This is a genomic window from Marinobacter salarius (genome assembly GCF_032922745.1).
Taxonomy (GTDB): domain Bacteria; phylum Pseudomonadota; class Gammaproteobacteria; order Pseudomonadales; family Oleiphilaceae; genus Marinobacter.
In genome coordinates this window covers 992,157-1,016,691 of record NZ_CP136693.1, presented here as the reverse complement: position 1 = coordinate 1,016,691, position 24,535 = coordinate 992,157, and the positions used below count along the sequence as shown (strand labels likewise).

The following is a 24,535-nucleotide window of genomic DNA, read 5'->3' as shown; positions in this document are numbered from 1 at the left end:
TAATTTTGTGCGGCGGCCAACAGGTGATGCGGTTCCACAATGGACCATGACAGCTCAAAGCAGTTTGTGTGAATAGGCACGAACACACTCGAAGCGTCGGATGGGTATCCCCTTTCAAAACTGTACGGAGCCATGGATGGCGGAGTCCAAGCGCCCCAGGGATGGGCCGAAGGAGCGTGTTTTGAAAGGGGATACCCATTCGTCGCCGCCTCAGAGTTAGAAGGCCAGGCATTAAAACTCGCAGGCCACTCACAATCCAAAAAACCATTTACCTCAGCCATCAGACAAGAGGTGCAACATGGACCTGAATTACACCCCGGAACAAGAGGCCTTCCGCGCCGAGGTTCGCCAGTTCCTGGAAGACAACCTCCCGGACGACATCCGCGAACGCGTCCAGAAACGCCTGCGCCACGACAAAGACATGACCCAGCGCTGGCAGAAGATTCTGCATGAAAAAGGCTGGGGCGCCTCCACCTGGCCGGAAGAATTCGGCGGCCCGGGCTGGAGCCCGATTGAGCAGATCATCTTTGAAGAAGAGTGCGCCCTCGCCGGTGCCCCGCGCCAGCTCGACTTCGGCCTGCGCATGGTCGCCCCGGTGATCATGACCTTCGGCAACGACGAGCAGAAGAAGCGCTTCCTGCCGGGCATTCTCAGCGGCGAAGACTGGTGGTGTCAGGGCTATTCCGAGCCGGGCTCCGGCTCCGACCTCGCGTCACTACGCTGCTCGGCCAAGCGCGAGGGCGATCACTACATCGTCAACGGCCAGAAAACCTGGACCACATTGGGCCAGCACGCCGACTGGATCTTCTGTCTGGTACGCACCAGCAACGAAGGCAAGCCGCAGCAAGGCATTTCCTTCCTGCTGATCGACATGAACGACCCCGGCATTGATGTGAAGCCCATCATCATGCTGGATGGCGAGCATGAGATTAACGAAGTCTACTTCGACAACGTGAAAGTGCCCGCTGAGAACCTGATCGGCGAAGAGAATCAGGGCTGGACCTACGCCAAGTTTCTGCTGGGCCATGAGCGCACCGGTCTGGCGAACGTCGGGCAGTGGAAAGCGTTGATGAAGCGACTGAAAGTCGTGGCCAACGAGGAACAGGACGGCCAGCGCCCGCTGATCGAGAATACTCGTTTCCGCGATCGTCTAGCGCAACTGGATATCGAGCTGCGTGCACTGGAGCTGACCGTACTTCGGGTGCTGACCGACAAGCGCGGCCCCGGCCCGCAGGCGTCCATCCTGAAAATCCGTGGCACCGAAATCGGCCAGAAGCTGTTTGAACTGCTGATGGAAGCCACCGGACAGGATGCCATTGCGCACATTCCGGACGCCCTGGAACTGGACTACAACGGCCCCCGTGCCGGGTCCATCGATGCTACCCCGGCGGCCGGCGATTACTTCAACATGCGCAAGCTGTCGATCTTTGGCGGGTCCAACGAGATCCAGCGCAACATCATTGCCCAGCTCGTGCTTGGTCTTTAAAGGAGGCGGTCTTATGAATTTCGATCTTACCGACGAACAGCAAATGCTGAACGACTCGTTGCGCCGCTTTGTGACCAACGAGTACAGCTTTGAAAAGCGCAGCACCTTCATCGAATCCGGCAAGGGCACCGACCCGAACACCTGGGCCGCCCTGGCGGATATGGGCCTGCTGGCGTTCACCTTCCCCGAAGCCTTTGGCGGTCTGGATGGCAACGCCGTCGACACCATGGTGGTGATGGAAAACTTCGGTCGGGGCCTGGTGGTTGAGCCCTATCTGGCTACGGTCGTTCTGGCCGGCGGGCTGATTCGTGATGTGGGCAACGACTCCCAAAAAGACGAGTACCTGACGGCGATCGCTTCCGGCGAGCGCAAGATGGCCTTTGCACATTACGAACCCGGCGCGCGCTACAACCTGAGCCAGGTACAGACCACTGCCCGCAAGGACGGCGACCACTTCATGGTCAGCGGCCAGAAAACCGCAGTCATCCATGGCGGCCAGGCGGACCAACTGGTCGTCTCTGCGCGCACCAGCGGCAACACCAATGATGAGACCGGACTGTCCCTGTTCATCGTCGATGCCAATGCCAAAGGCGTGAAAATTGACGACTACGCCGCCCATGACGGCTACCGCATCGCAGACATCAGTTTCTCCAATGTCGCCGTCAGCGCCGACAATCTTCTGGGTGAGCTGGACCAGGCGTTCCCGCACATTGAGAAAGCCACCGATCTGGGCATTGCGGCGGTCTGTGCCGAAGCCGTGGGGGCCATGGAAGCCATGAACGAAACCACGCTGGACTACATCAAAACCCGCAAGCAATTCGGTGTACCTATCGGCAAATTCCAGGTATTGCAGCACCGCATGGCAGATATGTTCATTCAGACGGAACAATCCAAATCCATGGCGATTCTGGCGGCCAACACCGCCGATTCCGACGACCGGGCCGAGCGCCGCAATGCCCTGTCCATGGCAAAAACCCTGGTCGGCCAGGGTGCCCGCTATGTCGCACAGGAAGGTGTGCAGCTGCACGGTGGTATGGGCGTGACGGACGAGATGTTTGCCGCTCACATGTTCAAGCGGCTGACCACCATCAACCTGCTGTTCGGCGACGCGGATCATCATCTGGCCCAAGTCAGCGACGGCCTGCTGGCCGCCAGCGCCTGAACCTTCGGACTGATAACAAGGAATCGACTATGAGCGTAAAACAACTACTGGACCTGTCCGGCAAAGTCGCCTTCATCACCGGCGGCTCCCGTGGCCTTGGCCTGCAAATGGCCGAGGCGCTGGGTGAACTGGGCGCCAAAATCGCCATCAGCGCCCGCAAACAGCACGAGCTGGATGCGGCGAAAGAACACCTGGAAAGCCAGGGCGTGACGGTGGTGACCATCGCCGCCGACCTGGGCGATCTGGAAGGCATTCCCAAGGTGGTGGATCAGGTGGTCGAGCAGCTAGGCGACATCGACATTCTGGTGAACAACGCCGGTTCCACCTGGGGCGCCCCGGCAGAAGACTACCCGCCTGAAGGCTGGATGAAGGTGATGAACCTGAACGTGAACGCCAGCTTCTTCCTCACCCAGACCGTCGGCAAGCGCTGCATGATCCCGCGCAAGACCGGCAAGGTGATCAATATCGCCTCCATTGCCGGGCTATCTGGCAACCCGGAGGGCATGCAGACCATCGCCTACAACACCAGCAAGGGCGCCATGGTGAACTTCACCCGCGCCCTGGCGTCCGAATGGGGTCATTACAACATCAATGTGAACGCGCTTTGTCCAGGCTTCTTCCCGTCCAAGATGTCTCAGGGACTGTTGGATGCACAAGGCGACAAAATGCTTGAGCGCATTCCACTGAAACGCTTTGGTGGCGAAGAAGATCTGAAAGGTGCAGCGGTGTTGCTGGCGTCTGAAGCCGGACGACACATTACCGGGCAATGCCTGGCAGTGGATGGCGGTACGCTTGTGAGCTGATCGATGCAGACGGGTAGCGAATCAGATACACTCAGTCCAGTTCATGTGCGTCATGGAAGATGCACTGTTTTGCTGAAAGACAAGGATCGTGTCGATGCCATCCCTACCCCTGATTCTAGTGCCGATTTTGGCCACATGGCTGACTGCTCTTAGGTTCGATGACTCTACCCCTAAAGTCCAGGTACTTTTAGCTGAGGCGCAGCCGGTCCAAAAGAATCGCGCCTTCTTCTACCTGTTGGGGATCAGTGCACCCGCAGATCAAGACCTAATCCATGTAGGTCACAAACAAACCGAGTACTACCGCGATCAAGTGCCAGCCCGAACCAGTTTACGGCCCCATACGAATGAAGTTCCGAACACCCGACTGGATTACGAGCCCCTCACAGAGGCCGAGGGCAACCTGTGCCTTTTAGAAAAGATTGAGGAAAGCTGGGTACGCAACTACGCAGGAACGGTACTCAATCAAACGGACGTGACTGATTACGCGAGCTGGACTGAGAAGGCCCAATTCCCCCGCGCGAAAATCGCCCTCATCAAAATCAGCTATCGGTGAATGAACTCAGTGATCTTACCCAGTCTCGCATGCGTTGCCACACCTGCAGTCATTGTCACTGCATTAGCACTTGTCCTCGGTACTTCAGGAATGGACGGGCCTCTCCATTCAATGCTTCTCATGACGCTATTGCTCACAAGCCTGCATTTCCTGTTTCTGAGCCTGCCGGCTTTATTGATTATCCGTTGGCTAAGCAGGCTTACCCTGATACCAGTGCTTACTGTCGGTTTTTTGAGTTCAACTATTCCAAGTGCCTTTAAATTCTGGCCCATAAAAGACCCGTATTATTCAGGAATCGGACGAAGCCGTTTCTTCGGCGAAGCCGTGGTGACGTCTGTAGATGGGATTCCCACTATATGGGGCTGGATAATTTACGCTCAGAAGCTCGCAATGATCGGAGCTTTGTTCGGTGTAACTTCGGCTCTCGTTTTCTGGTTTTTCTATCGAAAGGTCCATAAATCTTCGCATTGATTCTGAAGGTTCAAGCTCTCGTGAAAACCAACTCCACTGAAAAAGGAATTTCCAATGACCACTAAAAAGAAACACGGGCTTATTTTTGCAGCAACGTTCGTATTGGTACTGAGTATCTTTCTATACCTTCCGTTTCCACTTATCTCTCATTTGATGACAAAACCCAATCTCGACGACCCCGTGCAAAGTGCCCTGTCTGACACCTACCTTCTGCTCTACAACTGGTGGCTGCCAAAGCTACCGGAAACCAACCCTTATAAAAGCCATTTTCTGGATCACATTGCACAGCTTTGTCTAGAGCACACAGAGTCTTGCAACCCTACCGGTCCGAGAGTGGCAGACTGAGCTTACGTAGATTGTGTCCAGGCTCTCCCAGACCGATGGCGCTCACTAAACTAGGATCATAGACACTGACCGACCTGCTCCAGATCCAGGTTGCCGCCGGTAATAATCAGAACTGTAGTCTTCTCTGATTCAGGCATAACCTGGCTTTCCAGTACCGCCGCCAAGCCGACGCTGGCACCGGGTTCCACATAGAGTTTGGCCTCGGTCAGCAGGCGTCTGCTCGCCTCCCTGATACCTGCCTCGGTAACCGTCACAATCCGGTCCACCACCTGGCGGGAGGCGGCATAGGTACAATTTCCCACCACCGCCGGTGCCAGGCTGGCAGCCCAGGTATCCACCGAGTCGAGGCTGGCGCTGGCATCCTGCTTGTGCCAGGCGTTAAACATGGTCGCCGCACCCTCCGGCTCCACGCCGATCAGCTCCACTTCCGGCCGCTGTGCCTTGATGGCCAGCCCCAGCCCGGAAATCAAACCGCCGCCTCCGATGGGGCACAGTATCCGATCCACATCCGACTGCTGGCGCAGCAATTCCAGGCCAACGGTGCCCTGTCCAGCCATGATGCGGACATCATTGTAAGGGTGAACCAGCGTCCGCCCCTTGTCATCCCGCAATTGATGGCACAGCGCCACCGCCTGCTGGATATTCCCGTGCACAATCACTTCGGCGCCCAGCGCCCGGGTGCGGTGAATCTTCAACGGGCTGGAACCTTCCGGCATCACCACCGTGAGCGGAACATCCTGCATGGCCGCCGCCCAGGCCAGGCCGATTGCATGATTCCCGGCGGACACCGTCACCAGGCCAGCCTCGAGTTCGTCAGCACTGGCGGTCAGCAGCCAGTTCAGTGCACCCCGAGCCTTGAAACTGCCGGTGCGCTGAAAGCTCTCACACTTCAAACCCAGCGGCTGGCCCATGGTGGCATCCAGATCAGGCACCTGTAGCAATGGCGTTTCGCCCAGGTATGGTCGAATACGCCGCTCCGCCTCCAGAATCCCGGATTCATCGGGTAGGGTTGGTTTGGTCATGGTGTGCTCTCCGTTGCGCCCTTTTACAAACGATGATGCAGGCAAGGTTTTCTATCAAGCCTTTGGTAAACTAAACAGACTTTCCAAGGATCAGGAAACGACCTATGTTTTTCATGCCTTTGGTGATCATCGCGCTGATACTGCTCCAGTTTGATGAACCTCTATCCCCGGAAGTCCCTGCACTGGTTGAGCAGACGACCGCGAAAAAGACCAACGAGGCCTATCTTTATCTGCTGGGCATTGACGCGCCGCTGAATGGGGAACCCTCCGATATTGGCGAGAGTCTTCTTGCCTATTCCCGGGAACAGGATCAACTCGAAGCAGACGACCCGTTCACCACGGAGCGGGCCCCCTGGCCAGACTACGAGGCTCTTGCCAGGCCCGAGGGCGCCTTTTTCTGCCGGTGGACTGATGAGAACTGTAGAGTTCGGGTGCTATCGTCCTGGAATGAGGCTCCAGCGCTTTCCGAGGCTGACAAAACGGTGCTCGACCGCTACCGCACCTTCATGACCATGGACGGTTTCCAGTCGCTGGCCAAACCATCGGTCCACGAACCTATGCCCAGTTTCCATTACCTGCTCAGTGGCCACCGGCTGGTGATGCTGGAAGCTCTTCGGGAGGCCGACCGGGGAGATCCTGAAGCGGCCGTTCGGCTGCTGGAGAGCACCCTCGATCGTGTGCGCACTCAGTTGGTCAGGGCGGATACCATCATTGGCAAAATGGTCTACCTGGCGCTGATGTCGGAGAATCTGGACGTGCTCTCCGAGATATTAGCGCGACATGGCTATGATCTGGCACCAGAAGTACCCCCAATGACCAGGGCCGAACGGGATTTCACGCTTGCGATGGCAAGGGAGTTTGCCATGGGGTATTACATGTACCAGTCCCTTGATCGGCACCCTCAATTCTTTGACACCTCAAGCGACAATACCTGGACACCGGGCTGGTGGGTGCGAGCGGTTTTCAAACCCAATATGACCATCAATTCCGTACTGCCTGCCTATCTGCAGGCGATCGAACTCTCACAGCTCACCCCGAAAGACTACCGTGAGCAGGTTAATGAGGCTGCTGAAATCGAGGTAAAGGCATCCTGGCTGCGCAATCCCACCGGCACTATACTCGCCAGGGCGGGAGGTCCCGCTTTCCAAAACTATGTGACTGAAGCCTTCAACATCCACGGCAAACTCAGCCTGCTCAATCAGGTTATTGCCTTTAAAGGTGTACCCGACGATCTCAAGAGCCTGAATAACCCTCTGTCCCGCAAAAACAATGGTGTCCAATTGTCCCATGAAGGTCAGCAACTGTGCCTATCGGGCCACGGCGAGGATAATCGAGGATTCCGATGCCTGATTGTGCAAAATACCCAATATGAGTAACTTTCAGCCCATATTGGGTATACACCGAACCAGGCAATCTAAACCGCCGGAGCCGCCTGCTCGACGTCTACAGCCTCTGGCTCACACACATACTGCCCCGCGTCAAACCGCTTCGTCTGCTGGCGGAATTGCCAGGTGAAGCCCGGCCATAGCGTGGTGTTCTTTCCATTCTCGTTCACATACCAGCTCTTACAGCCGGTCTGCCACACGGAGTCGCCGAGCTTGGCGTGAATAGAGGCGTTGTATTGGCTTTGGGCGTTTTCCTTCACTTCCACGCTCTTCCAGCCGTGCTTGTCCATTTTCTTCAGGGCATCCAGCACATACTGGATCTGGCTTTCGATCATATAGACCATGGAGCTGTGGCCGAGGCCGGTATTGGGGCCCATGAGCATGAAGAAGTTGGGGAAGCCGGCAATGGCGCTACCCTTGTAGGCTTCGGCACCGCCTTTCCATGCATCCAGCAGGTCCTGGCCGCCACGGCCATGTACCATGCCTGCGGGTATCGGGTCCTGGGCCTTGAAGCCGGTGCCATAAATGATGCAGTCCACTTCCCTCTCATGGCCGTTGTTATCCACGATCATATTGCCACGCACTTCGCGGATGCCGTCGGTCAGCACCTCGACGTTATCCTGGGCCAGCGCCGGGTAATAGTTGTTTGAAATCAGCACCCGCTTGCAGCCGAAGTGAAAGTCCGGGGTAACTTTCCTGCGCAGTTCCTTGTCCTTGATCTGGTTGCGGATATGGCGGCGTGCCTGTAATTCGCCGATTTTGAGGATTCGCGGATTGCCTACAAAGCCCAGTACCCGTGCTTCCAGCATCCAGTAGATGCTCTGGCGAAAGGCGTTCAGGGTCTGCGGGAACTTGCGGAACATCATCCTTTCCAGCGGGCGGATCTCGCGATCAGGCTTGGGCACGATCCACGGTGGAGTCCGCTGGTAGAGGTCGAGGTGAGCTGCGTCTTTGGCCACTTCCGGTACGAACTGAATGGCTGAGGCGCCGGTGCCAATCACTGCTACGCGCTTGCCCTTGAAGTCGTAGTCATGGTCCCAGTCCTGGGAGTGGAAGCTTTTGCCGGTGAAGGTGTCGATGCCTTTGATGTTGGGGTATGCCGGGGTGCTAAGGCCGCCCATGCCGGAAACCACAACATCTGCCTTGAAGGTGCTGAATTTGGGCAGGCCCTTGTCTTTGCGGTTGAGTTTGTCGCCGGGGTTCAGGCCCTTGTCCTGCATGTAGGCCCAGAGCTTGGGGCTGTCGCAGGTTTCGACGGTCCAGCTTTGGGTTTTCTCGTCAAAGCGGGCACCCGCCACGTGGGTGTTCAAGCGCACGTGTTTCATGAGGTCGTATTTTTCGGCGCAGCTTCGCAGGTAGGCCTGGATTTCTTTCTGCTGGGCGAACATGCGGGTCCAGTTGGGGTTTTGTTCGAACGAGAAGGAGTAGAGGGCGGATTGGACGTCGCAGGCACAGCCGGGGTAGTGGTTTTCGTGCCAGGTGCCGCCGACGTCGTCGCTTTGTTCGAGGATGACGAAGTTGTCGTATCCGGCTTCTTTGAGTTTGATCCCCATGCCCAGGCCGGAGAATCCGGTGCCGATGATGGCGATTTTTGCTGTCTGACTCATGTTTTCCACCTCGCTGTTCGCTGGCCTTCTGGCCTTGCCTGTTGTTGTCTGTTTCGCCATGATGATTGGCGGTAGACACATGTATACCCAACAGAGTAGACAGTTGTATACTTCCAAACATCAGGATCTGGCTGTTTGGCCTCGTTTGATAACTAACTGTCCCCCAGATCAAACTTCGGGGGCTGGGGCAATTGGGAAGGCTTTTCCGAAACACGCTCGAGCACATCCATGTGGCGCTTGAGCTCCGCCATCCATGGCTCCGCACAGTTTCGGGAACCCCCTCCCCCAACTCGTCCGCATACTTTAGGTGCATGCTCAATGAACATGATTACCGGTGGAAAACTGAAGCTGATTCAGGCGGCGCTCAGGTTGATTACCCAGAGCCGCAGCCTGACATCTCTCGGTCTCCGGGAACTGGCCCGTGAGGCCGGACTGAATCCCAATACTTTTTATCGGCACTTCAAGAATCTGGACGAGTTCGGTCTGCAGGTACTTGGGTACATTGCCGAGGACATGAAGGCCGGCGTGCGGGAGTTGCGGCGGATGGCGGAGTCGTCGGAGCAGGCGTCCCACGATACGGTGACGTTTGTTTACCACTACTTCCTGGCCAATCCGGCGGCAACGACGGTGGCGGTGCGGGAGCTTCACGGGCCGTCGGCTTTGTTGCGCAGGGCGCTTGAGGCGCAGTTGGATGCCAGCGCGCGCGAGATGGCGGAGGATATTATCGAGCGGCGGCTGGTCAGTGCTGTGCCGACGGAGACGATTCATGAGATTTCCCGCATGACCATTCGCTATATCCTTTTCAGGGCAATGGATTACATTGGAAAACCGGGGCAGCGGGTAATGATCCAGCATGAAACCGAGCGGTTTATCAACCGCCAGTTTCGGGGGGCGATGCTGGATGGGCTGGCCGAAAGTGAGGTACAGGCACTGTTAGAGAAGGACCTCTAACGGGCTTATTATTTTTTTCGTTTTACCTTTCCGTTTTTTCGCTTTGTTCGTTTTTAGGAAAACCTTTGTAAATCTGTTAGCGTCTACCTATAAGTAAAAACCGAGACTTTCAGTGAATCGGTCATTCCGGAGGACGCACTTACAATGAAGATCGGTATCCCCAGGGAAATTTTCGAGGATGAACGACGGGTCGCGGCAACGCCGCCCTCGGTGCATAAGCTGATAGGCCTTGGCTATGAGGTGATGGTCGAAGGCGGCGCGGGTGAGGCCGCGAATTACACGGATGATGCCTACGAAAAAGTGGGCGCTACCATTGCGGCGGACACCAAATCGCTTTGGCAGGACGCGGATTTTATCCTCAAGGTCCGCGCGCCGATGAAGAACCCTTCGCTCAAGAAACACGAAGTGGACCTGATGAAGGAAGGGGCGTTCCTGGTCAGCTACCTGTGGCCAGCGCAGAATCCCGAACTGCTGGAGAAGCTGGCGGCCAAAAAGATTACCTCCTTCGCCATTGATAGCCTGCCTCGCATCAGTCGTGCCCAGAAGATGGATGCCTTGAGCGCCATGGCCAATATTGCCGGCTACCGCGCGGTGATTGAGGCGGCCAACAACTTCGGGCGGTTCTTTACCGGCCAGGTGACGGCGGCTGGCAAGGTACCGCCAGCAAAGATCATGGTGATCGGGGCCGGCGTCGCTGGCCTCGCTGCGATCGGCGCCGCAAACAGCATGGGCGCCATTGTGCGGGCGTTTGATACCCGTCTGGAAGTGAAAGAACAGGTTGAAAGCATGGGCGCCGAGTTCCTGGTGCTGGATTTCGACGACGAGGACGGCAGCGGTGGCGGCGGCTACGCCAAGCAGATGAGCGACGAGTTCATCAAGGCGGAGATGGCGCTGTTCGCGGAACAGGCCGAAGAGGTGGATATCATCATCACCACCGCCCTGATTCCCGGCAAGCCCGCGCCCAAGCTGATCACCGCCGATATGGTGAAATCCATGAAACCCGGCAGTGTAATTGTCGATCTGGCGTCGGAACGCGGGGGCAACTGCGAGCTGACAGAGCCCGGCAAGGTGGCCCACCATCACGGCGTGACGTTGATAGGCTACACCGACCTGCCCAGCCGTATGGCCAAGGTGGCCAGCGATCTCTATGCCACTAACCTGGTACACCTGATCACTGAACTAACCCCGGAGAAAGACGGCCAGCCCCAGGTCAACATGGAAGACGATGTGATCCGTGGCCTGACAGTGGTGCGAGAGAACGACGTTACCTGGCCACCACCTCAACCGGAAGCGCCGGTCAGCCCCAAGCCGGCGCCCGGCACTGAAGAACCCACGGCTGCCGACAAGGAGGCCGCGAGGCAAGACGCCAAACGCCGCAGCCAGTTTGGCAAGGGCGCGCTGCTGCTGGTCACGGCCCTGGCGCTATACGGGGTTGGTGCCCATGCGCCGGAAAGCTTCCTGCAGCACTTCACGGTGTTTGTGCTGTCCTGCTTTATCGGCTGGCAGGTCATCTGGAACGTGACCCCTTCCCTGCACACGCCCCTGATGAGCGTAACCAATGCCATCAGTGGCATCATCGTAATCGGTGCCATCCTGCACCTGGCCCAGGCGGAGAACCTTGCCGTCGGCATCATGGCCTTTTTCGCGGTGCTGATTGCCAGCATCAACGTGGGGGGCGGCTTCCGGGTCACCCATCGCATGCTCAAAATGTTTCGCAAGTAGGAGGCGCCCGATATGAGCACAGGATTGGTGAGCGTGGCCTACGTGGTCGCAAGTATCTGTTTTATCCTCAGCCTGGGTGGCCTTAGCCATCAGGAATCCGCCCGGCGCGGGAACCTTTATGGTGTCGCCGGCATCATCATCGCTGTTGGCGCCACCCTGGCCAGCGTGGACGGTGGTGTTATCGCGATCGTGATTGCGGTGCTGCTGGGCGCCGGTATTGGTATCCCCATCGCCAACAAGGTGGAAATGACCCAGATGCCGCAACTGGTGGCCCTGCTGCACAGTTTCGTGGGCCTGGCGGCGGTATTGGTGGGCTTCTCGGGCTATATCGAGCCCCTGGTAGCCACCACGGGTGCCGAACACACCATCAAACTGGTGGAGGTGTTTGTCGGTATCTTTATCGGCGCCGTGACCTTCACCGGGTCGCTGGTGGCCTGCGGCAAGCTGGATGGCCGTATCGACAGCAAGGCACTGACACTGCCAGGCCGGCACCTAATGAACCTGGTGGCCATCATTGCCTGCGTATTGCTGGGCGCCTGGTTCCTCGGTACCGACAGCATGGCGCTGGGGCTGATTTCCCTCGTCATCATGACGGCCATTGCCTCGGTGCTCGGCATTCACCTGATCATGGCGATCGGTGGCGCCGACATGCCGGTGGTGGTGTCCATGCTGAACAGTTATTCCGGTTGGGCCGCGGCCTCCATCGGGTTCATGCTGGGTAATGACCTGCTGATTGTGGTGGGTGCCCTGGTAGGCAGCAGCGGTGCCATCCTCAGCTACATCATGTGCAAAGCCATGAATCGCTCGTTCATCAGCGTGATCCTGGGCGGATTCGGGCAGACTACCAGCAGTTCCAGCGCGGCAGACCCCGACCAGACGGTCTACGAATCCAGTGCTGACGATGTCTGCGAAGAGCTTCGCAATGCCGAGTCAGTGATCATCGTGCCGGGATACGGTATGGCGGTCGCCCAGGCACAGAATGGCGTCAGCGAGATGACGAAAATCCTGCGGGACCGCGGCGTCAACGTGCGTTTCGGCATTCACCCGGTGGCCGGTCGCCTACCCGGACATATGAATGTGCTGCTCGCTGAGGCCCACGTACCTTATGACATCGTGCTGGAAATGGACGAAATCAACGATGATTTCCCTAGCACCGACGTGGTGCTGGTCATCGGTGCCAACGACACCGTAAACCCGGCCGCCGCCGAAGATCCCGGCAGCCCGATTGCCGGCATGCCGGTACTGGAAGTGTGGAAGGCGCGCCAGGTGGTGGTCCTCAAGCGGGGCATGGCCACCGGGTATTCCGGGGTTGAGAACCCGCTGTTCTTCAAGGACAACACCCGGATGCTGTTCGGTGATGCCAAGGAGAGCATCGACAAGCTGGTAGGTGGGTTACGGGGCTGAGTCTTCAGGCCCCGACTCCTTCTCGAAAAACCGCTCAATCTGCCGGGACTGGCTCTGACCGTCCCGGTAGCCCAGCTCAATCAAATCGCGACAGAAGCGTTTGTCGAACAGCAGGAAGCTGGCGAGATTGGCGCTGGAAAAAGGCGCGTTGTCCGAAGCACCGGTCAACCGTCGCAACACCAGCGGCATGGCGTCAATGTATTTCATGGCGATTTCGTTGATGGGCTCGGAGGGGGAAATTTCCAGAATATCCACCGGGTTCAGGTCCAGCCCGGATTCCTTCAGTTTCTTCTCGGGGATCAGTTCCAGCAACTGGTTGATCAACCGTGAGCGATCGATGTCGTAATCCAGCGTATCCAGGAACATGCCGTTGAACACGTGGGCCAGTACCTGGGTCAGCGTTGGCATACCGGGTTTTTCCGGGCGCCTGGACGGGCACATCGCGTTGGCACTAACCCCGATCACCAGCACCTTGCGTGCACCCAGTCGCAATGCCGGACTGATGTGGGCCATCTGGCGGGTCACGCCATCACCAAAGTACTCGCGGTTGATCTTCACCGGCGCAAACAGAGTGGGAATAGCCGCAGACGCCATGATGTGGTCCACTGCCAGCTCTGTGCGGGTGCCGCCACGCTGTCCGACCGACCAGCCTTGCAGCCCTTCAGCCCCTTCAAAGAAACACACATTCTGGCCAGTCGCGTAACCGCAGGCATTCAGGCCCACAGCGTCGATGTGGCCCTCCTGAATGGTTTGCCGAATGCTCTGCAGGTCGATCTCCCGCTCCAGCAATTCCCGCAGTGGCGAATTATCCAGAAAGGAAACCGGCCCGCTCTCAATGGGGCGACTGATCATCTTGCGGGCGATGGCGCTGAAGCTGCGCATCAGGCTAAAGGTATCCGCCCGGAATACCCGGTCCATGGTCAGTTCCGACCAGACTTTATCAAGATGATCAATACTGTGGCGAAACAGCCCCCGGTTACCGGCAAGAGCCATGGCATTGATCGCCCCGGCCGAGGTACCGATAATGACATTGAACGGGTGGTTCCAGTCCGGATACATGTCAGCGATAGCGCGAAGCACGCCGACCTGATACGCCGCCCGCGCGCCACCGCCGGTGAGAATGACACCGTTCTTTGTCATGAAACCATTCCGTTTTGAACAGTGCCTCGCATCAGGCCTGTTTGATCTTATGCCGACGCCGGCCGGCAAACGGATTGTTAATGCTGGAATCCTTGCCCTGCAACTTGGCCTCGGGGTGGTTCTTCGCCATCAGTTCCTTGACCTTGGGAATGTGGTCCTTCGGGGCGTCCACCATGATCAGGTACTTCCCTGCCTCAATATCATGGTGGAACGGCTCGATACGGTAGTTTTCGCTCTGGATACCACCAAAGCCACCAACCCAGGCGCCCGCTACCACCACAAAGATAAACAGGGCGATCCAGGCGGCCGCCGGCATGTTCAGAACTTCCAGCAAGGCCAACGGTACAAGGAAGGCCAGCGCCAGCACAAAGCCGGCTATGGCGCCGCGCTCCACGTACCTGGGCAGATCCGTTCGGTCCAGGATGGACGCGGTGTGTAACTGGTGAGTGTAGAGGCCGGCCTCGTCCTTGCTGACAATGTGGAAGCGCCAGTCAGTGACGTCGTGCTCGTGAAGGTCGTCGGAGATTTCTTTTGCACTGTCAATCGAAGATACCAGATAGAATAAACGTATCATGGTGTTTCTCCTCTTTCGCCTGTGAATGAGGCGTTCTTCTACTGACAATTTAGTTCATAACCCCCGACTTTACGTAATCTGGCCTTATTCAGCTGCCGATGGTTCGCACCAACATCACCGGCCCCGCCAGCGAAACACCCCAGGCAAGCACGGCAAGGAGACCATCTTTCGAGATCATCGCAAGGCCGAATGTCATCAGCGCCACGCCAGCAATACTGGCACTGAATGGCACGAGCTCCGTCGCCGGCATCACGATCGCAATCACCATGCACGCAAGCGCCATGGCGTAGAGGCCAGGACCCTTGACGAGGAACGTGAATCTCGGGCGTATCAGGCGATCAATCCGCCGTGCGGCAGGGAGAAGTATATGCAGTCCCTGCACAAGCTTCTGGCGCGGAACCTGACGCTGAAGCAACAGGCTGGGTAGCCAGAAATGGGTTCGCCCCAACAAAACCTGCCCCAACGTCAGCAGCGTAAGCAGGCCCATCAGGGTTGGTATTCCAGGCACACCACTGAGAGGCGTCACCAGGATGAGGCCAACCAGAAGTACCAGCGGCCCAAAGGTTCGGTGCCCCACCGCATCCATCATTTCACCGATGGATACGTGAGAACGACCGGCGGCCCTGGCTTCTATCCGGTCCAGTAGCTGCTCGATATCCGCCGGATCACCCTGGTCATCCATTCACCAGCCTCCGGAAACCTCGTCGTTACTCGGTGGTGTTGTAGACGTAGGAAGACACCGTGCCGTCTTCATTGAATCGCACCACCAAGTCCGTTGTTTCGGCTTCCCCGAAAGCAGACCAACGATACTTGCCGTAGGTCCAGGTGCGCTTGCCATCCTCGATACCGGTGCGCCAGGGCTCACCAAACATCTCCTGGATATCGGCGCGGGTGGTATCGCCGATCTCGATCTGGTCAACGTTATGGGTGGCAAAGTCCTGGCCGACCGTGGCGCAGCCGGCCACAACCAGAGTCAACGCAAGCAGGACAATGGCTGAAAGAGAAGTTACAGACTTCATGGTGTATCCCTTTAGTTGAAAACAAGAGCATTAATCATACGGGTTTCGGCAACAGGTTAAATTACAGCCCGGACAGAATCGAGTAGGAGGGGGAGTCACCTCCCCCGTCCTCTCACACCACCGGGCATACGGTTCCGTACCACGGCGGTTCCCACCTCCCATTGCTGGGCGAGCTGCGTTCCGTTGATCTCCCGCCTGTCAGAGTGATTTGCACTGCAACTGTCTTCGAGGTTCCGCCTCGTCCACGTTTGTTGCGAGCCCTCGCTTGAGGCATCTGCAAGCTCTAATCAGAGATAAGATCCGACTATCCACTCATAGTGGGTTCAGCCCTTCAGTACGCGGTAACGCACCTACTATGGCCTCTGCTGAGTTCTGGCGGCCCATCCCCACCCCTCACGAGGTGAGTAGCACAGCGGCAGACCACCAGAGATCCCAGGGTAAGACGCGTGACCTTCACACTTATACCCGCCGCATCTACGTCCGCACCTTCCGTGCAAGTATCGGGCTTTGACGATAGTGGCCGCCTTACCCGGTGTGACCGCCTCATGCGATTCCTGTTCGTCGGGCCAGTGTTTTGCCTGCGGCTTCCTTCAGATTCCACCTCGCGATGGACACCCTTGCCGTCCGGCTAATGGTTCCCCTTACCGGGCCCATAGGGGACTTGCACCCCCAAGTCATCCGGCCAGCACCACCTGCACCGGAACAGCGCCGTCAAGGCGCTACGCGCCATGCCTGGCGCACCAATCGGGATAGGGGGGAACCAGCAGGTTCCGCCCCTCCCACACCACCCGGCAAGCGGGTCCGCACCGGGCGGTTCGAGAAGTTGAGGTATCACGAGAGGCGCGGCACACCCAACCGGTCGAAGTAGGCAGTCGTCAGCACATTGTGAATGGCGGAGCGACTGTTATGCCACCAGCGGTGGCTCAGAGCCGCCACGGATTCCGCCACCCAGGGACTTGCGCCCAAGCGCAACAGCTCCCGGTAGATGGTCTTGCCCCGCCGCCACTGTTTAAGATGCAGGGCTCTCAGGCGACGACGTATCCACTCATCCAGCGATCGCCAGATGCGAGGCGTTTGCGCCAGTCTGAAGTACCCTTTCCATCCGAGCAGGTAGCTGCGGAGCTTTTCCACCACTTGTGAGATGCTGCGACCACCTGACCCTCGGGTCAGTTGCCTGATCCTCAGCTTGAACGCCTGTAACGCTTTTGTTGATACGGCGCGCCGGACGTCTCCATCCTTTGTCTGCCATAGGGCATAACCGAGGAACTTACGGCCGAACACGCTGGTGACTGCACTTTTGGATGCGTTGATCACCAAGTGCAATTTGTCGTAACAACGGTGTAGCAACCGCATCACCCGCTCTCCCGCTTTATGACTGCGAACGTAGACGTTGCAGTCGTCGGCATAACGAGCGAAGCAGTGCCCCCGGCGTTCCAGTTCCCGATCCACCTCATCCAGCAGAACATTCGCCAGCAGTGGCGACAGTGGCCCGCCTTGCGGCGTGCCCTCGTATCGTTCTATAACTACGCCACCGTCCATGATGCCCGCATTCAGATACGCACGAACCAGCCGGATGACTCCGGGGTCGTTCACGCGCTTCCTCAGGCGGTCGATCAGGATGTCGTGATTAACCCGGTCGAAGAACTTCGACAGGTCAACGTCCACAACGATGTGGCAGCCCTGCTGGGCGTAGCGTTGCGCAGCCAGAACCGCATCCTGGGCCCGACGACCCGGACGGAAGCCATGGCTGTGTTCGCTGAAGGTGGGATCAATCAGAGGTTGCAGCGCTTGCAACAGTGCCTGTTGAATCAGACGGTCGGTGACGGTAGGGATACCCAGTTCCCGTTCACTGCCGTCCGGCTTCGGGATGCCTACCCGACGGACAGGCTGTGGCCGATAGGAGCCCTCCAGCAGTTGCTGCCGGAGCGCCGGCCACGTCCATCTCAGGTGTTCGGCGGTCTGGGCAATGTCCAGTCCATCAACACCCGCAGATCCCTTGTTGGCCTTCACGCGCTTCCATGCCCGCTGCATGTTCTCTCGTGCGAACGCCTGCTCCAGCAGGTGTCGCCCTGCGCCTTCCGATTCTTGTCGCGGGAGTCCTGTTTCATCGCGGGTCACGTCCGGCAAGGCTTCACCTTCCCGTCCTGCAACCCGCTCCGCTGACGCGGACATCTGATGCTGTACAGTACTCATCGACAAGGCGTTTGACGCTCCTTCTCGTTCAGCCCTTCACCCTGAATAAGCGGCTACTATGGCCTCTGCTGACTTCTCGCTCCGTGTTACCACGTCGCCCTTTCAGGCATGAGGCGAGATCTCCCCGGGTAAGAACACACTCCTTCACCGCACAACCGCCGGATTTACACCACCTCGCCTTGGCCACAAGAGCTTCGCGGCTTTTGGCCCGCTCACCCTGCTCGGCAATGCCTCATATCCGATTCTTGTTCATCGGCTCACGGTTTACGCTCCACGCTTCCTCTCCACGGTCGGTCACCCTTCCGCAGTTGCGCTTCACTTCGTTCGCTGTGGCCAGCTCACGGGAGGACTTCCACCTCCAGGAGTGCGCCCGTGCCGGGCGCACCAAAAAAGCCCCGGTGTCTCGCCGGGGCCTATCGTCAACGCCTTGTCTGATCAGTAGAGCTTTGCCAGCGACTTCTTCGCGAAGGGCTCCACCTCGCCAATGCGGCCATCCTTCACTTTCACCAGCCACTCCGGGTCCTGCAGCAATGCACGGCCAACGGCGATCAATTCGAACTCGCTGTTGTTCATGCGCTCAACCAGCTCGTCGATACCAGATTGCTCCACCGCTTCCTTCTTACTGGCGAAAGTACCGCTGATGAAGTCCTCCGTCAGGCCCACACTGCCAACGGACATGGTCGGCTTGCCAGACAGTTTCTGGGTCCACCCTGCCAGGTTCAGGTCAGAGCCTTCGAATTCGGGCTCCCAGAAGCGACGCGTGGAGGCGTGAAAGATATCCACACCGGCATCCACCAACGGTTTCAGAAACTGCTCCAGTTCCTCGGGTGTGTTCACCAGCTTCGCCTCATAATCCTGCTGTTTCCACTGGGAAAAACGCAGCATGATGGGGAAGTCCGGGCCTACCCGATGGCGGACAGCTTCAACGATCTCAACCACGAAGCGCAGACGGTTCTCCATACTGCCGCCGTATTCGTCATCACGCTGGTTGGTGCCTTCCCACAGGAACTGATCCAGCAAATAACCGTGGGCGCCGTGAATCTCCACACCGTCAAAGCCCAACGCTTTGGCATCCTGAGCACCGTCGGCAAACGCCGTGATGACGTCGTCAATGTCGTCCTTGCTCATCGCCTTGCCGTTGGGTTTGCCCGGTGAAAACAGACCGGACGGGCTGTAACCGGGTACGGATGGGTCCGGCTCGGTGCCTTCCTTGCGTACGGCACCCACGTGCCACAACTGCGGGAAAATGGCCCCGCCAGCCTCGTGGACCGCATCAACCACATCCTTCCAGCCGGCGAGAGCTGTGTCGCCATGAAAGAACGGCACATTCGGATAACCGTTGGCGCCAGGATGATTCACTGTAGTGCCTTCGGTAATCAGCAAACCAACACCGCCTTCAGCGCGGCGGCGATAATAGTCCACCACATCCTGGCTCGGGGCGTTGCCCGGCGAGAAATTGCGGGTCATCGGAGCCATCGCCACGCGATTGCGCAGGGTCAGGTTGTGGAGTTCAAAGGGTTCAAACAAAGGGCCAAGATTCATGCTCATGGTAGATCGCAACCTTACTAATCTGGTTTCTTTAAGCAACCATATTGAATCTGGTTTTAAAATGCAACCCTATTAGGTACACTCCGAAACATGGCCAGAAAACGTTTTGATGACTCCAATTGCTCCGTCGCCCGCGCCCTTAACGAGGTGGGTGACTGGTGGTCTCTGCTTGTAGTGCTGCACGCGATGTATGGCACCCGCCGCTTTGTGGACTTCCAGCAAGAGCTGGGTATTGCCCGCAACATTCTCTGCGACCGGTTAGCGAGGCTGGTGGACAACGAGGTATTGAAGAAGGTGGATGTGGGCGAACACGGCTCACGATTCGAGTACCGGCTGACCGAAAAAGGCCGGGATCTGTTCCCGATTGTGATCGCCCTTCGCCAGTGGGGCGACAAATGGAATCCGGCGCCAGATCAAACACCGCTGGACCTGAGGGACCGCGAAACCGGGCGTGCCATTTTACCGGTTGAAGTTCAGGATGCCGACGGCAAGCCGCTGACCGTACGTGATGTGTTTGTGCCGGAAGGCGCCGACACCGGCCTCGAGAAAAAGACACCGGACGGCAAAAAGTCAGCCTGAGCCAATACCCAAAACGGGGCCCTGGGGCCCCGTTTTCTGTGGAGTAGGCAGGACTACGCGTTTTCGCGCTGGGGTGAGCGCCTTGCCTGACCACCGTTGCCATTCTGGCTACGGCCGCCACTGCGACCACCCGGCTTGCCGCCAAAACTACGGCCATTTCCGCCGGGCTTACCATTGCCACCACCGTTACCGCCGCGACCACGGGCCCGGCTGGGGTCTGCCTTGGCTTTTGGCTTCAATGGCAGGTTGTTCTGGGGCTCGAAGCCTTCAACAGACTTGCGCGGCAACTGCTTCTTGATCAGCCTTTCAATGCCGGCAAGCATCTTGCCCTCATCGGCGCTGACCAGCGACAGTGCATGGCCGCTTTCACCGGCACGACCAGTACGGCCAATGCGGTGAACGTAGTCTTCCGGCACGTTCGGCAATTCGAAGTTCACCACCTGGGGCAGCTGTTTGATGTCCAGGCCACGGGCTGCGATGTCGGTTGCGACCAGTACACGCACTTCACCCTGTTTGAAATCAGCCAGGGCGCGGGTACGAGCCCCCTGTGACTTGTTGCCATGGATCGCAGCAGCGGTAATACCGTCACGCTCCAGCTTCTGGGTCAGGCGGTTGGCACCGTGTTTGGTACGGGTGAACACCAGCACCTGCTCCCAGCCATTGTCTCGCACGAGCTTGCTCAGCAAGGCGGTTTTTTGGCTCTGATCAACCGGATAGACCGACTGCTTGATGCTTTCCGCAGCAGTGTTTCGGGCTGCCACTTCCACCTGCACCGGGTTATCCAGAAGGCCTTCGGCCAGGGTGCGGATTTCATTGGAGAAGGTGGCGGAGAACAACAGGTTCTGGCGCTTGGCGGGCAACAGCGCAAGAATCTTGCGGATGTCACGGATAAAGCCCATGTCCAGCATGCGGTCGGCTTCGTCCAGCACCAGGATTTCCACTTCGTTGAAGCGAACTGCATTCTGCTGATACAGGTCCATCAGACGGCCGGGTGTGGCCACCAGCACGTCCAGGCCCTTGCGCAGCTTCATCATCTGCGGATTGATTTTTACGCCACCAAACACCACGGCGGACTTGGTGGGCATGTATCGGCTGTAAAGGGCCACACTGTCGTGTACCTGGGCCGCCAGCTCGCGGGTAGGAGCCAGGATCAGTACACGCGGGCCTTTGCCAGTGCGGGGGTTTTCCGCCAGGCGCTGCAGCAATGGCAGGGTGAACCCTGCGGTTTTACCGGTACCCGTCTGGGCAGCCGCCATCACGTCCCTGCCGGATAAAACGGCGGGAATGGCCTTGGCCTGGATGGGTGATGGGGTTTCGTAACCCTGGTCGGCAGTGGCACGGACCAGTTGCTCGGACAAACCGAGTGAAGAAAAACTCATAGTGGATCAACTCTTGATTAGTCTGCCTCCACGAACACCGATCTCGGCGAATGCGGGCAGATGCCATGAAGATTCATGGAATAAAAGACGACTACGGCCACACACCGTTAACGGGGTGACGTCCTCTGACAGGTCGTATGGATGGTTCGCACGGGCTTGAAGCCTTGAATTGCGGAAATCCCTAGAGGCAGGATGCAGGCACGGTAGCAGAGGACTCTTGAAATAGCCATAGCGGCTTCTCCGTAAGATGCCCTCTAACTTTTGACAAACGATGGAACTCTCACCCCTATCACGGGTCACTACGCGCCTAATATCACCAAACTCCACTCAACAACGGGAGACGTTTTGCTCAGCGTAGGCATGGGTCCATTCGGCTTTTCCATAGGCCATCTGTTGCTAATGCTGGCCTTTATCATTGCCCTGCTTGTAGGGTCATTGGCCGGCCGCAAAGAAAACCTCCCGATATCCGGTGCTCTGGCGGATATTTTCCTGGCAGCCCTGTTGGGCGCCCGCATCGGCTTTGTCGTTCGCTACTTTGAACACTATCAGGACGACTGGCTGGGTATCATCGACATTCGTGATGGCGGCTTCGACCTTGTATTCGGCATAGTTGTAGCACTGGTGTTCACCGGCTACCTGCTCTGGCGCAGCACCAGAATCCGTCGGCCACTGGGATTCGCCGTCGCCGCAGGCTTGATAACTTGGGGTTCTACAACCGGTGTCATCGCTCTAATCAACAACCAGATCCAAGGCTTTCCTGATGTTGCCCTGACCGACCTGAACGAGCAACCGGTTAGTCTGAAATCCTTGAACCAGGGCAAGCCCACTGTGGTAAACCTGTGGGCTACCTGGTGCCCCCCCTGTATTCGCGAAATGCCGGTACTTGAGAAAGCCCAGAGCGACTATCCCGCAGTCAGCTTCGTGTTTGCCAACCAAGGCGAACATCCCGAAACCATCAAACGGTTTCTCAGCGAGCAAAACCTCAACCTGGAACAGGTGCTCAGCGACCGCCAGGGGGGCTTTGGCCGCGCCACCGGAAGCCAGGGCCTGCCAACAACCCTGTTCTACAACGCCCAGGGGAACCTTGTGGACAGCCACATGGGAGAGTTATCCAGAGCCAGCCTGATGCACAGCCTTGAACGCTTCGACGCCAGCCATCTCAAGCCATAAACGTCAAAGGAGGTAATCTCCCGGCGAGACTCAGTTGGTAGCGGCTTTGGCAAAGCCCGCAAGCGCGCGGTCTATTTTCTCGATCACCTCATCACAGCCTTCTATGCTATGACGCTGTTTCAGATACTCCGGGTCGTTATAGCCTAACCAGACCGTTCCCTCACTGTCTTCCCAGATCAGCGCTTTCTGCGGCAAATCAATCGCCACACTCTGGGCACATTGCATCAGGGGCGTTCCTACCTTCGGGTTGCCAAAAATCACCACCTCGGTTGGGCGTAGTTCCAGCCCCGCCTTGCTGGCCCCCTCCGTGTGGTTAATGCGGTTCATCACCGTCATACCCTTGCTTTTAAGGGTCGAGACCAGCTTGTCCGCCGTCATCGCAACGCTGTAATTACTTTGCGTCGTTACCATTCCATCAGCCCCATCGGCACCGATCGCGGCCAGTGGCAGAATCAGCAAGGCTGCAAGAATCGGGATTCTGGTCCAGACTTTCATTACGCATCTCCTTGGAATATCGAACCACTCCAGCATAGGCCAGTTAACTCCGGCCTGCACAGGCCGCTCAAAATCAAAGTGATACGTTTCCACACAGAGTACGTAGAAACCCTTATAATTTTATAAATCCAAAAAACGAGGTCTTTATGACTCATGCGCTGAAGGGAGCCCTGCTTCCGCTCATTGCCATCATGGCTGGTTGTAGCCAGGGCGAATCTGAAACCGAATCCACCCATAAACCGGCCGAACAACTCGCGCCGCCGCAAGAGACCGGCGTACTGGAGGTGGCAACTCGCAACGGCGCCACCACCTACTATCTCGACCGCCACCAGAACCCCATTGGCCCAGAGTTCAGCCTGGTGTCACGCTTCGCCGAGAGCAAAGGCTGGACCGTCAACTGGACCATGCACGATTCAACCGCCGAGGTCTTGCAGGCGCTGGAGGCTGGCAACACGCATCTGGCGGCCGCCGGGCTGACCCACCTGCCATCACGGACAGAACGGTTCACACGCGGGCCCGCGCACACCGAAATCACCGAGCAACTGGTGTGTCATCGCGACATGCGACCCATGCCCAGAAAACCGGAAAGCATGCCTGAGGTCAGCATTGCGGTCACCGCCGATTCCAGCTACGTAGAAACGCTGAACAAGCTCGCCAGCGAACACGAAGGTATCACGTTCACCGAAGATGACGGCAGAACGACCGAAGTTCTGCTTTCTGAAGTCGCTGAGCAGGACATCGACTGCACCGTCGCTGACTCCAACATCGTTCAGGTCATGCGCCGCCACTTCCCCCACCTGGAAGTGGCCATGAACCTCACCCAGGGCAATAACCTGGGCTGGTACCTGCCAGCCGGTTCCGACGATCTGGCGGGAACCACCCGGGAATGGATGAACAGCACCGACGGTGACGAAGCCATCGGCTATATCGAGAGCCGCTATTACGCGTACATCGGCGAATTCGATTTCGTCGACCTGCGCGCCCTCAACCGCCGGATAGATGAGCGGCTTCCCGACTTTATTGACCGCTTCGCCGAAGCAGAAACCACAACCGGCATGCCGGCTGACTTGCTGGCGGCGCTGTCCTATCAGGAGTCCCACTGGGACCCGGCTGCCGTATCACCCACCGGCGTTCGCGGCATTATGATGCTGACCCGGAACACCGCCGAATCCCTTGGCGTAATGGACCGTCTGGACCCCGTGGCGGCCATTGATGGCGGTGCCCGCTACCTGGCGGATCGCCATCGCCGGTTACCCGAAACCATTCCCGAGCCAGACCGCACCTTCCTTGCCCTGGCCAGTTACAACATTGGCCGTGGTCACCTGTTGGATGCCCGCCAGCTTGCGCGCGAACTGGGCAAAAACCCCGACTCCTGGGACGATATGAAAGAAGTCCTGCCGCTGAAAGCTGACAAGCGCTATTACCCGAGTACCCGCTACGGCTACGCCCGTGGCTACGAACCGGTACACTATGTACAGCGCATCCGGAACTACCGTGATGTGATCAGCTCAGCGTTTGACTAACTTC

The 24,535-nt window shown here is 57.9% G+C and carries 23 protein-coding genes; 13 read left to right on the top strand and 10 right to left on the bottom strand.

The genetic code is table 11. From position 1 onward, the window contains the following. The first annotated feature begins 298 nt into the window (after positions 1–298). From R1T46_RS04660 to R1T46_RS04635, 6 genes are all read left to right on the top strand, one after another. Complete coding sequence (locus tag R1T46_RS04660; protein ID WP_317307497.1) at positions 299–1,486, top strand: acyl-CoA dehydrogenase family protein; 1,188 nt, start codon at positions 299–301, stop codon at positions 1,484–1,486. 13 nt (positions 1,487–1,499) lie between these two features. Beyond that, entirely contained in the window at positions 1,500–2,648 is a 1,149-nt protein-coding gene (locus R1T46_RS04655; protein WP_317307496.1) for an acyl-CoA dehydrogenase, read from the top strand. Between the two features lie 29 nt (positions 2,649–2,677). Next, a complete protein-coding gene (locus tag R1T46_RS04650) occupies positions 2,678–3,451 on the top strand; it encodes an SDR family oxidoreductase (protein WP_317307495.1) in 774 nt (257 codons plus the stop codon). A gap of 94 nt (positions 3,452–3,545) precedes the next feature. Further along, entirely contained in the window at positions 3,546–4,004 is a 459-nt protein-coding gene (locus R1T46_RS04645; RefSeq protein ID WP_317307494.1) for a hypothetical protein, read from the top strand. Then, positions 4,005–4,475, top strand: a complete 471-nt coding sequence (locus R1T46_RS04640) for a hypothetical protein (protein WP_317307493.1) — start codon at positions 4,005–4,007, stop codon at positions 4,473–4,475. Positions 4,476–4,529: 54 nt separating this feature from the next. Further along, positions 4,530–4,820 carry a hypothetical protein gene (locus tag R1T46_RS04635; RefSeq protein ID WP_041332943.1) on the top strand — a complete coding sequence of 97 codons (291 nt, stop codon included), beginning with the start codon at positions 4,530–4,532 and terminating at the stop codon, positions 4,818–4,820. A 56-nt stretch (positions 4,821–4,876) separates the two neighbouring features. Here the strand turns inward: R1T46_RS04635 and R1T46_RS04630 are convergent, their stop codons facing one another. Beyond that, positions 4,877–5,842 carry a threonine/serine dehydratase gene (locus R1T46_RS04630; RefSeq protein WP_317307492.1) on the bottom strand — a complete coding sequence of 322 codons (966 nt, stop codon included), beginning with the start codon at positions 5,840–5,842 and terminating at the stop codon, positions 4,877–4,879. Positions 5,843–5,946: 104 nt separating this feature from the next. Between R1T46_RS04630 and R1T46_RS04625 the strand changes: the two genes are divergently transcribed. Continuing rightward, on the top strand, positions 5,947–7,218 hold the full coding sequence (locus R1T46_RS04625; protein WP_278366653.1) for a hypothetical protein: 1,272 nt from the start codon (positions 5,947–5,949) through the stop codon (positions 7,216–7,218). Between the two features lie 38 nt (positions 7,219–7,256). On the opposite strand, the gene R1T46_RS04620 is transcribed toward R1T46_RS04625, so the two are convergent. Continuing rightward, positions 7,257–8,834 (bottom strand): NAD(P)/FAD-dependent oxidoreductase, encoded by a 1,578-nt coding sequence (locus R1T46_RS04620; protein ID WP_317307491.1) that lies wholly within the window; start codon positions 8,832–8,834, stop codon positions 7,257–7,259. 318 nt (positions 8,835–9,152) lie between these two features. Here R1T46_RS04620 and R1T46_RS04615 point away from each other — a divergent pair, with 318 nt between their 5' ends. From R1T46_RS04615 to pntB, 3 genes are all read left to right on the top strand, one after another. Continuing rightward, positions 9,153–9,785: a TetR family transcriptional regulator gene (locus R1T46_RS04615; RefSeq protein ID WP_317307490.1), complete on the top strand. Its 633-nt coding sequence runs from the start codon at positions 9,153–9,155 to the stop codon at positions 9,783–9,785. A gap of 144 nt (positions 9,786–9,929) precedes the next feature. Beyond that, the gene (locus R1T46_RS04610) at positions 9,930–11,507 is read left to right on the top strand and encodes a Re/Si-specific NAD(P)(+) transhydrogenase subunit alpha (RefSeq protein WP_317307489.1); all 1,578 of its coding nucleotides are present in this window, start codon (positions 9,930–9,932) and stop codon (positions 11,505–11,507) included. A 12-nt stretch (positions 11,508–11,519) separates the two neighbouring features. Beyond that, entirely contained in the window at positions 11,520–12,911 is a 1,392-nt protein-coding gene (gene pntB / locus R1T46_RS04605; RefSeq protein ID WP_126810967.1) for a Re/Si-specific NAD(P)(+) transhydrogenase subunit beta, read from the top strand. Here pntB and R1T46_RS04600 read toward each other — a convergent pair. The 6 genes from R1T46_RS04600 to R1T46_RS04575 all read right to left on the bottom strand — a co-directional run bounded on the left by R1T46_RS04600 (position 12,900) and on the right by R1T46_RS04575 (position 19,385). Then, a complete protein-coding gene (locus tag R1T46_RS04600) occupies positions 12,900–14,051 on the bottom strand; it encodes a patatin-like phospholipase family protein (protein ID WP_317307488.1) in 1,152 nt (383 codons plus the stop codon). The two genes, pntB and R1T46_RS04600, sit on opposite strands and share 12 nt — an antisense overlap. 31 nt (positions 14,052–14,082) lie before the next feature. Further along, on the bottom strand, positions 14,083–14,625 hold the full coding sequence (locus R1T46_RS04595; protein WP_036211583.1) for a hypothetical protein: 543 nt from the start codon (positions 14,623–14,625) through the stop codon (positions 14,083–14,085). An 88-nt stretch (positions 14,626–14,713) separates the two neighbouring features. After that, positions 14,714–15,307, bottom strand: a complete 594-nt coding sequence (locus tag R1T46_RS04590; RefSeq protein ID WP_317307487.1) for an exopolysaccharide biosynthesis protein — start codon at positions 15,305–15,307, stop codon at positions 14,714–14,716. A 25-nt stretch (positions 15,308–15,332) separates the two neighbouring features. After that, positions 15,333–15,644: an outer membrane protein assembly factor BamE gene (gene bamE, locus R1T46_RS04585; protein WP_317307486.1), complete on the bottom strand. Its 312-nt coding sequence runs from the start codon at positions 15,642–15,644 to the stop codon at positions 15,333–15,335. An 831-nt stretch (positions 15,645–16,475) separates the two neighbouring features. Continuing rightward, positions 16,476–17,843, bottom strand: coding sequence for a group II intron reverse transcriptase/maturase (ltrA, locus tag R1T46_RS04580; RefSeq protein WP_317306471.1), 1,368 nt, complete (start codon positions 17,841–17,843; stop codon positions 16,476–16,478). A gap of 429 nt (positions 17,844–18,272) precedes the next feature. Next, a complete protein-coding gene (locus tag R1T46_RS04575; RefSeq protein ID WP_041332930.1) occupies positions 18,273–19,385 on the bottom strand; it encodes an NADH:flavin oxidoreductase in 1,113 nt (370 codons plus the stop codon). Positions 19,386–19,475: 90 nt separating this feature from the next. Here R1T46_RS04575 and R1T46_RS04570 point away from each other — a divergent pair, with 90 nt between their 5' ends. Next, positions 19,476–19,964, top strand: a complete 489-nt coding sequence (locus R1T46_RS04570) for a winged helix-turn-helix transcriptional regulator (RefSeq protein ID WP_126810962.1) — start codon at positions 19,476–19,478, stop codon at positions 19,962–19,964. Positions 19,965–20,017: 53 nt separating this feature from the next. On the opposite strand, the gene R1T46_RS04565 is transcribed toward R1T46_RS04570, so the two are convergent. Further along, positions 20,018–21,343: a DEAD/DEAH box helicase gene (locus R1T46_RS04565; RefSeq protein WP_036211594.1), complete on the bottom strand. Its 1,326-nt coding sequence runs from the start codon at positions 21,341–21,343 to the stop codon at positions 20,018–20,020. Between the two features lie 345 nt (positions 21,344–21,688). Here R1T46_RS04565 and R1T46_RS04560 point away from each other — a divergent pair, with 345 nt between their 5' ends. After that, complete coding sequence (locus R1T46_RS04560) at positions 21,689–22,513, top strand: TlpA disulfide reductase family protein (RefSeq protein WP_317307485.1); 825 nt, start codon at positions 21,689–21,691, stop codon at positions 22,511–22,513. A gap of 30 nt (positions 22,514–22,543) precedes the next feature. Here R1T46_RS04560 and R1T46_RS04555 read toward each other — a convergent pair whose 3' ends face one another. Next, positions 22,544–23,008: a DUF302 domain-containing protein gene (locus R1T46_RS04555; RefSeq protein ID WP_317307484.1), complete on the bottom strand. Its 465-nt coding sequence runs from the start codon at positions 23,006–23,008 to the stop codon at positions 22,544–22,546. Positions 23,009–23,154: 146 nt separating this feature from the next. Here R1T46_RS04555 and mltF point away from each other — a divergent pair, with 146 nt between their 5' ends. Further along, complete coding sequence (mltF, locus tag R1T46_RS04550) at positions 23,155–24,531, top strand: membrane-bound lytic murein transglycosylase MltF (protein ID WP_317307483.1); 1,377 nt, start codon at positions 23,155–23,157, stop codon at positions 24,529–24,531. Positions 24,532–24,535: the final 4 nt, after the last annotated feature.

Coding starts and splice junctions, on each gene's coding strand:
- R1T46_RS04615 (WP_317307490.1), top strand. CDS start 9,153: ATGAACATGATTACCGGTGGAAAACTGAAGCTGATTCAGGCGGCGCTC.
- R1T46_RS04565 (WP_036211594.1), bottom strand. CDS start 21,343: ATGAGTTTTTCTTCACTCGGTTTGTCCGAGCAACTGGTCCGTGCCACT.
- R1T46_RS04635 (WP_041332943.1), top strand. CDS start 4,530: ATGACCACTAAAAAGAAACACGGGCTTATTTTTGCAGCAACGTTCGTA.
- R1T46_RS04600 (WP_317307488.1), bottom strand. CDS start 14,051: ATGACAAAGAACGGTGTCATTCTCACCGGCGGTGGCGCGCGGGCGGCG.
- R1T46_RS04590 (WP_317307487.1), bottom strand. CDS start 15,307: ATGGATGACCAGGGTGATCCGGCGGATATCGAGCAGCTACTGGACCGG.
- R1T46_RS04660 (WP_317307497.1), top strand. CDS start 299: ATGGACCTGAATTACACCCCGGAACAAGAGGCCTTCCGCGCCGAGGTT.
- R1T46_RS04575 (WP_041332930.1), bottom strand. CDS start 19,385: ATGAGCATGAATCTTGGCCCTTTGTTTGAACCCTTTGAACTCCACAAC.
- R1T46_RS04630 (WP_317307492.1), bottom strand. CDS start 5,842: ATGACCAAACCAACCCTACCCGATGAATCCGGGATTCTGGAGGCGGAG.
- R1T46_RS04610 (WP_317307489.1), top strand. CDS start 9,930: ATGAAGATCGGTATCCCCAGGGAAATTTTCGAGGATGAACGACGGGTC.
- R1T46_RS04655 (WP_317307496.1), top strand. CDS start 1,500: ATGAATTTCGATCTTACCGACGAACAGCAAATGCTGAACGACTCGTTG.
- R1T46_RS04650 (WP_317307495.1), top strand. CDS start 2,678: ATGAGCGTAAAACAACTACTGGACCTGTCCGGCAAAGTCGCCTTCATC.
- R1T46_RS04620 (WP_317307491.1), bottom strand. CDS start 8,834: ATGAGTCAGACAGCAAAAATCGCCATCATCGGCACCGGATTCTCCGGC.
- R1T46_RS04555 (WP_317307484.1), bottom strand. CDS start 23,008: ATGAAAGTCTGGACCAGAATCCCGATTCTTGCAGCCTTGCTGATTCTG.
- R1T46_RS04595 (WP_036211583.1), bottom strand. CDS start 14,625: ATGATACGTTTATTCTATCTGGTATCTTCGATTGACAGTGCAAAAGAA.
- mltF (WP_317307483.1), top strand. CDS start 23,155: ATGACTCATGCGCTGAAGGGAGCCCTGCTTCCGCTCATTGCCATCATG.
- pntB (WP_126810967.1), top strand. CDS start 11,520: ATGAGCACAGGATTGGTGAGCGTGGCCTACGTGGTCGCAAGTATCTGT.
- R1T46_RS04640 (WP_317307493.1), top strand. CDS start 4,005: ATGAACTCAGTGATCTTACCCAGTCTCGCATGCGTTGCCACACCTGCA.
- R1T46_RS04570 (WP_126810962.1), top strand. CDS start 19,476: ATGGCCAGAAAACGTTTTGATGACTCCAATTGCTCCGTCGCCCGCGCC.
- bamE (WP_317307486.1), bottom strand. CDS start 15,644: ATGAAGTCTGTAACTTCTCTTTCAGCCATTGTCCTGCTTGCGTTGACT.
- R1T46_RS04645 (WP_317307494.1), top strand. CDS start 3,546: ATGCCATCCCTACCCCTGATTCTAGTGCCGATTTTGGCCACATGGCTG.
- R1T46_RS04625 (WP_278366653.1), top strand. CDS start 5,947: ATGTTTTTCATGCCTTTGGTGATCATCGCGCTGATACTGCTCCAGTTT.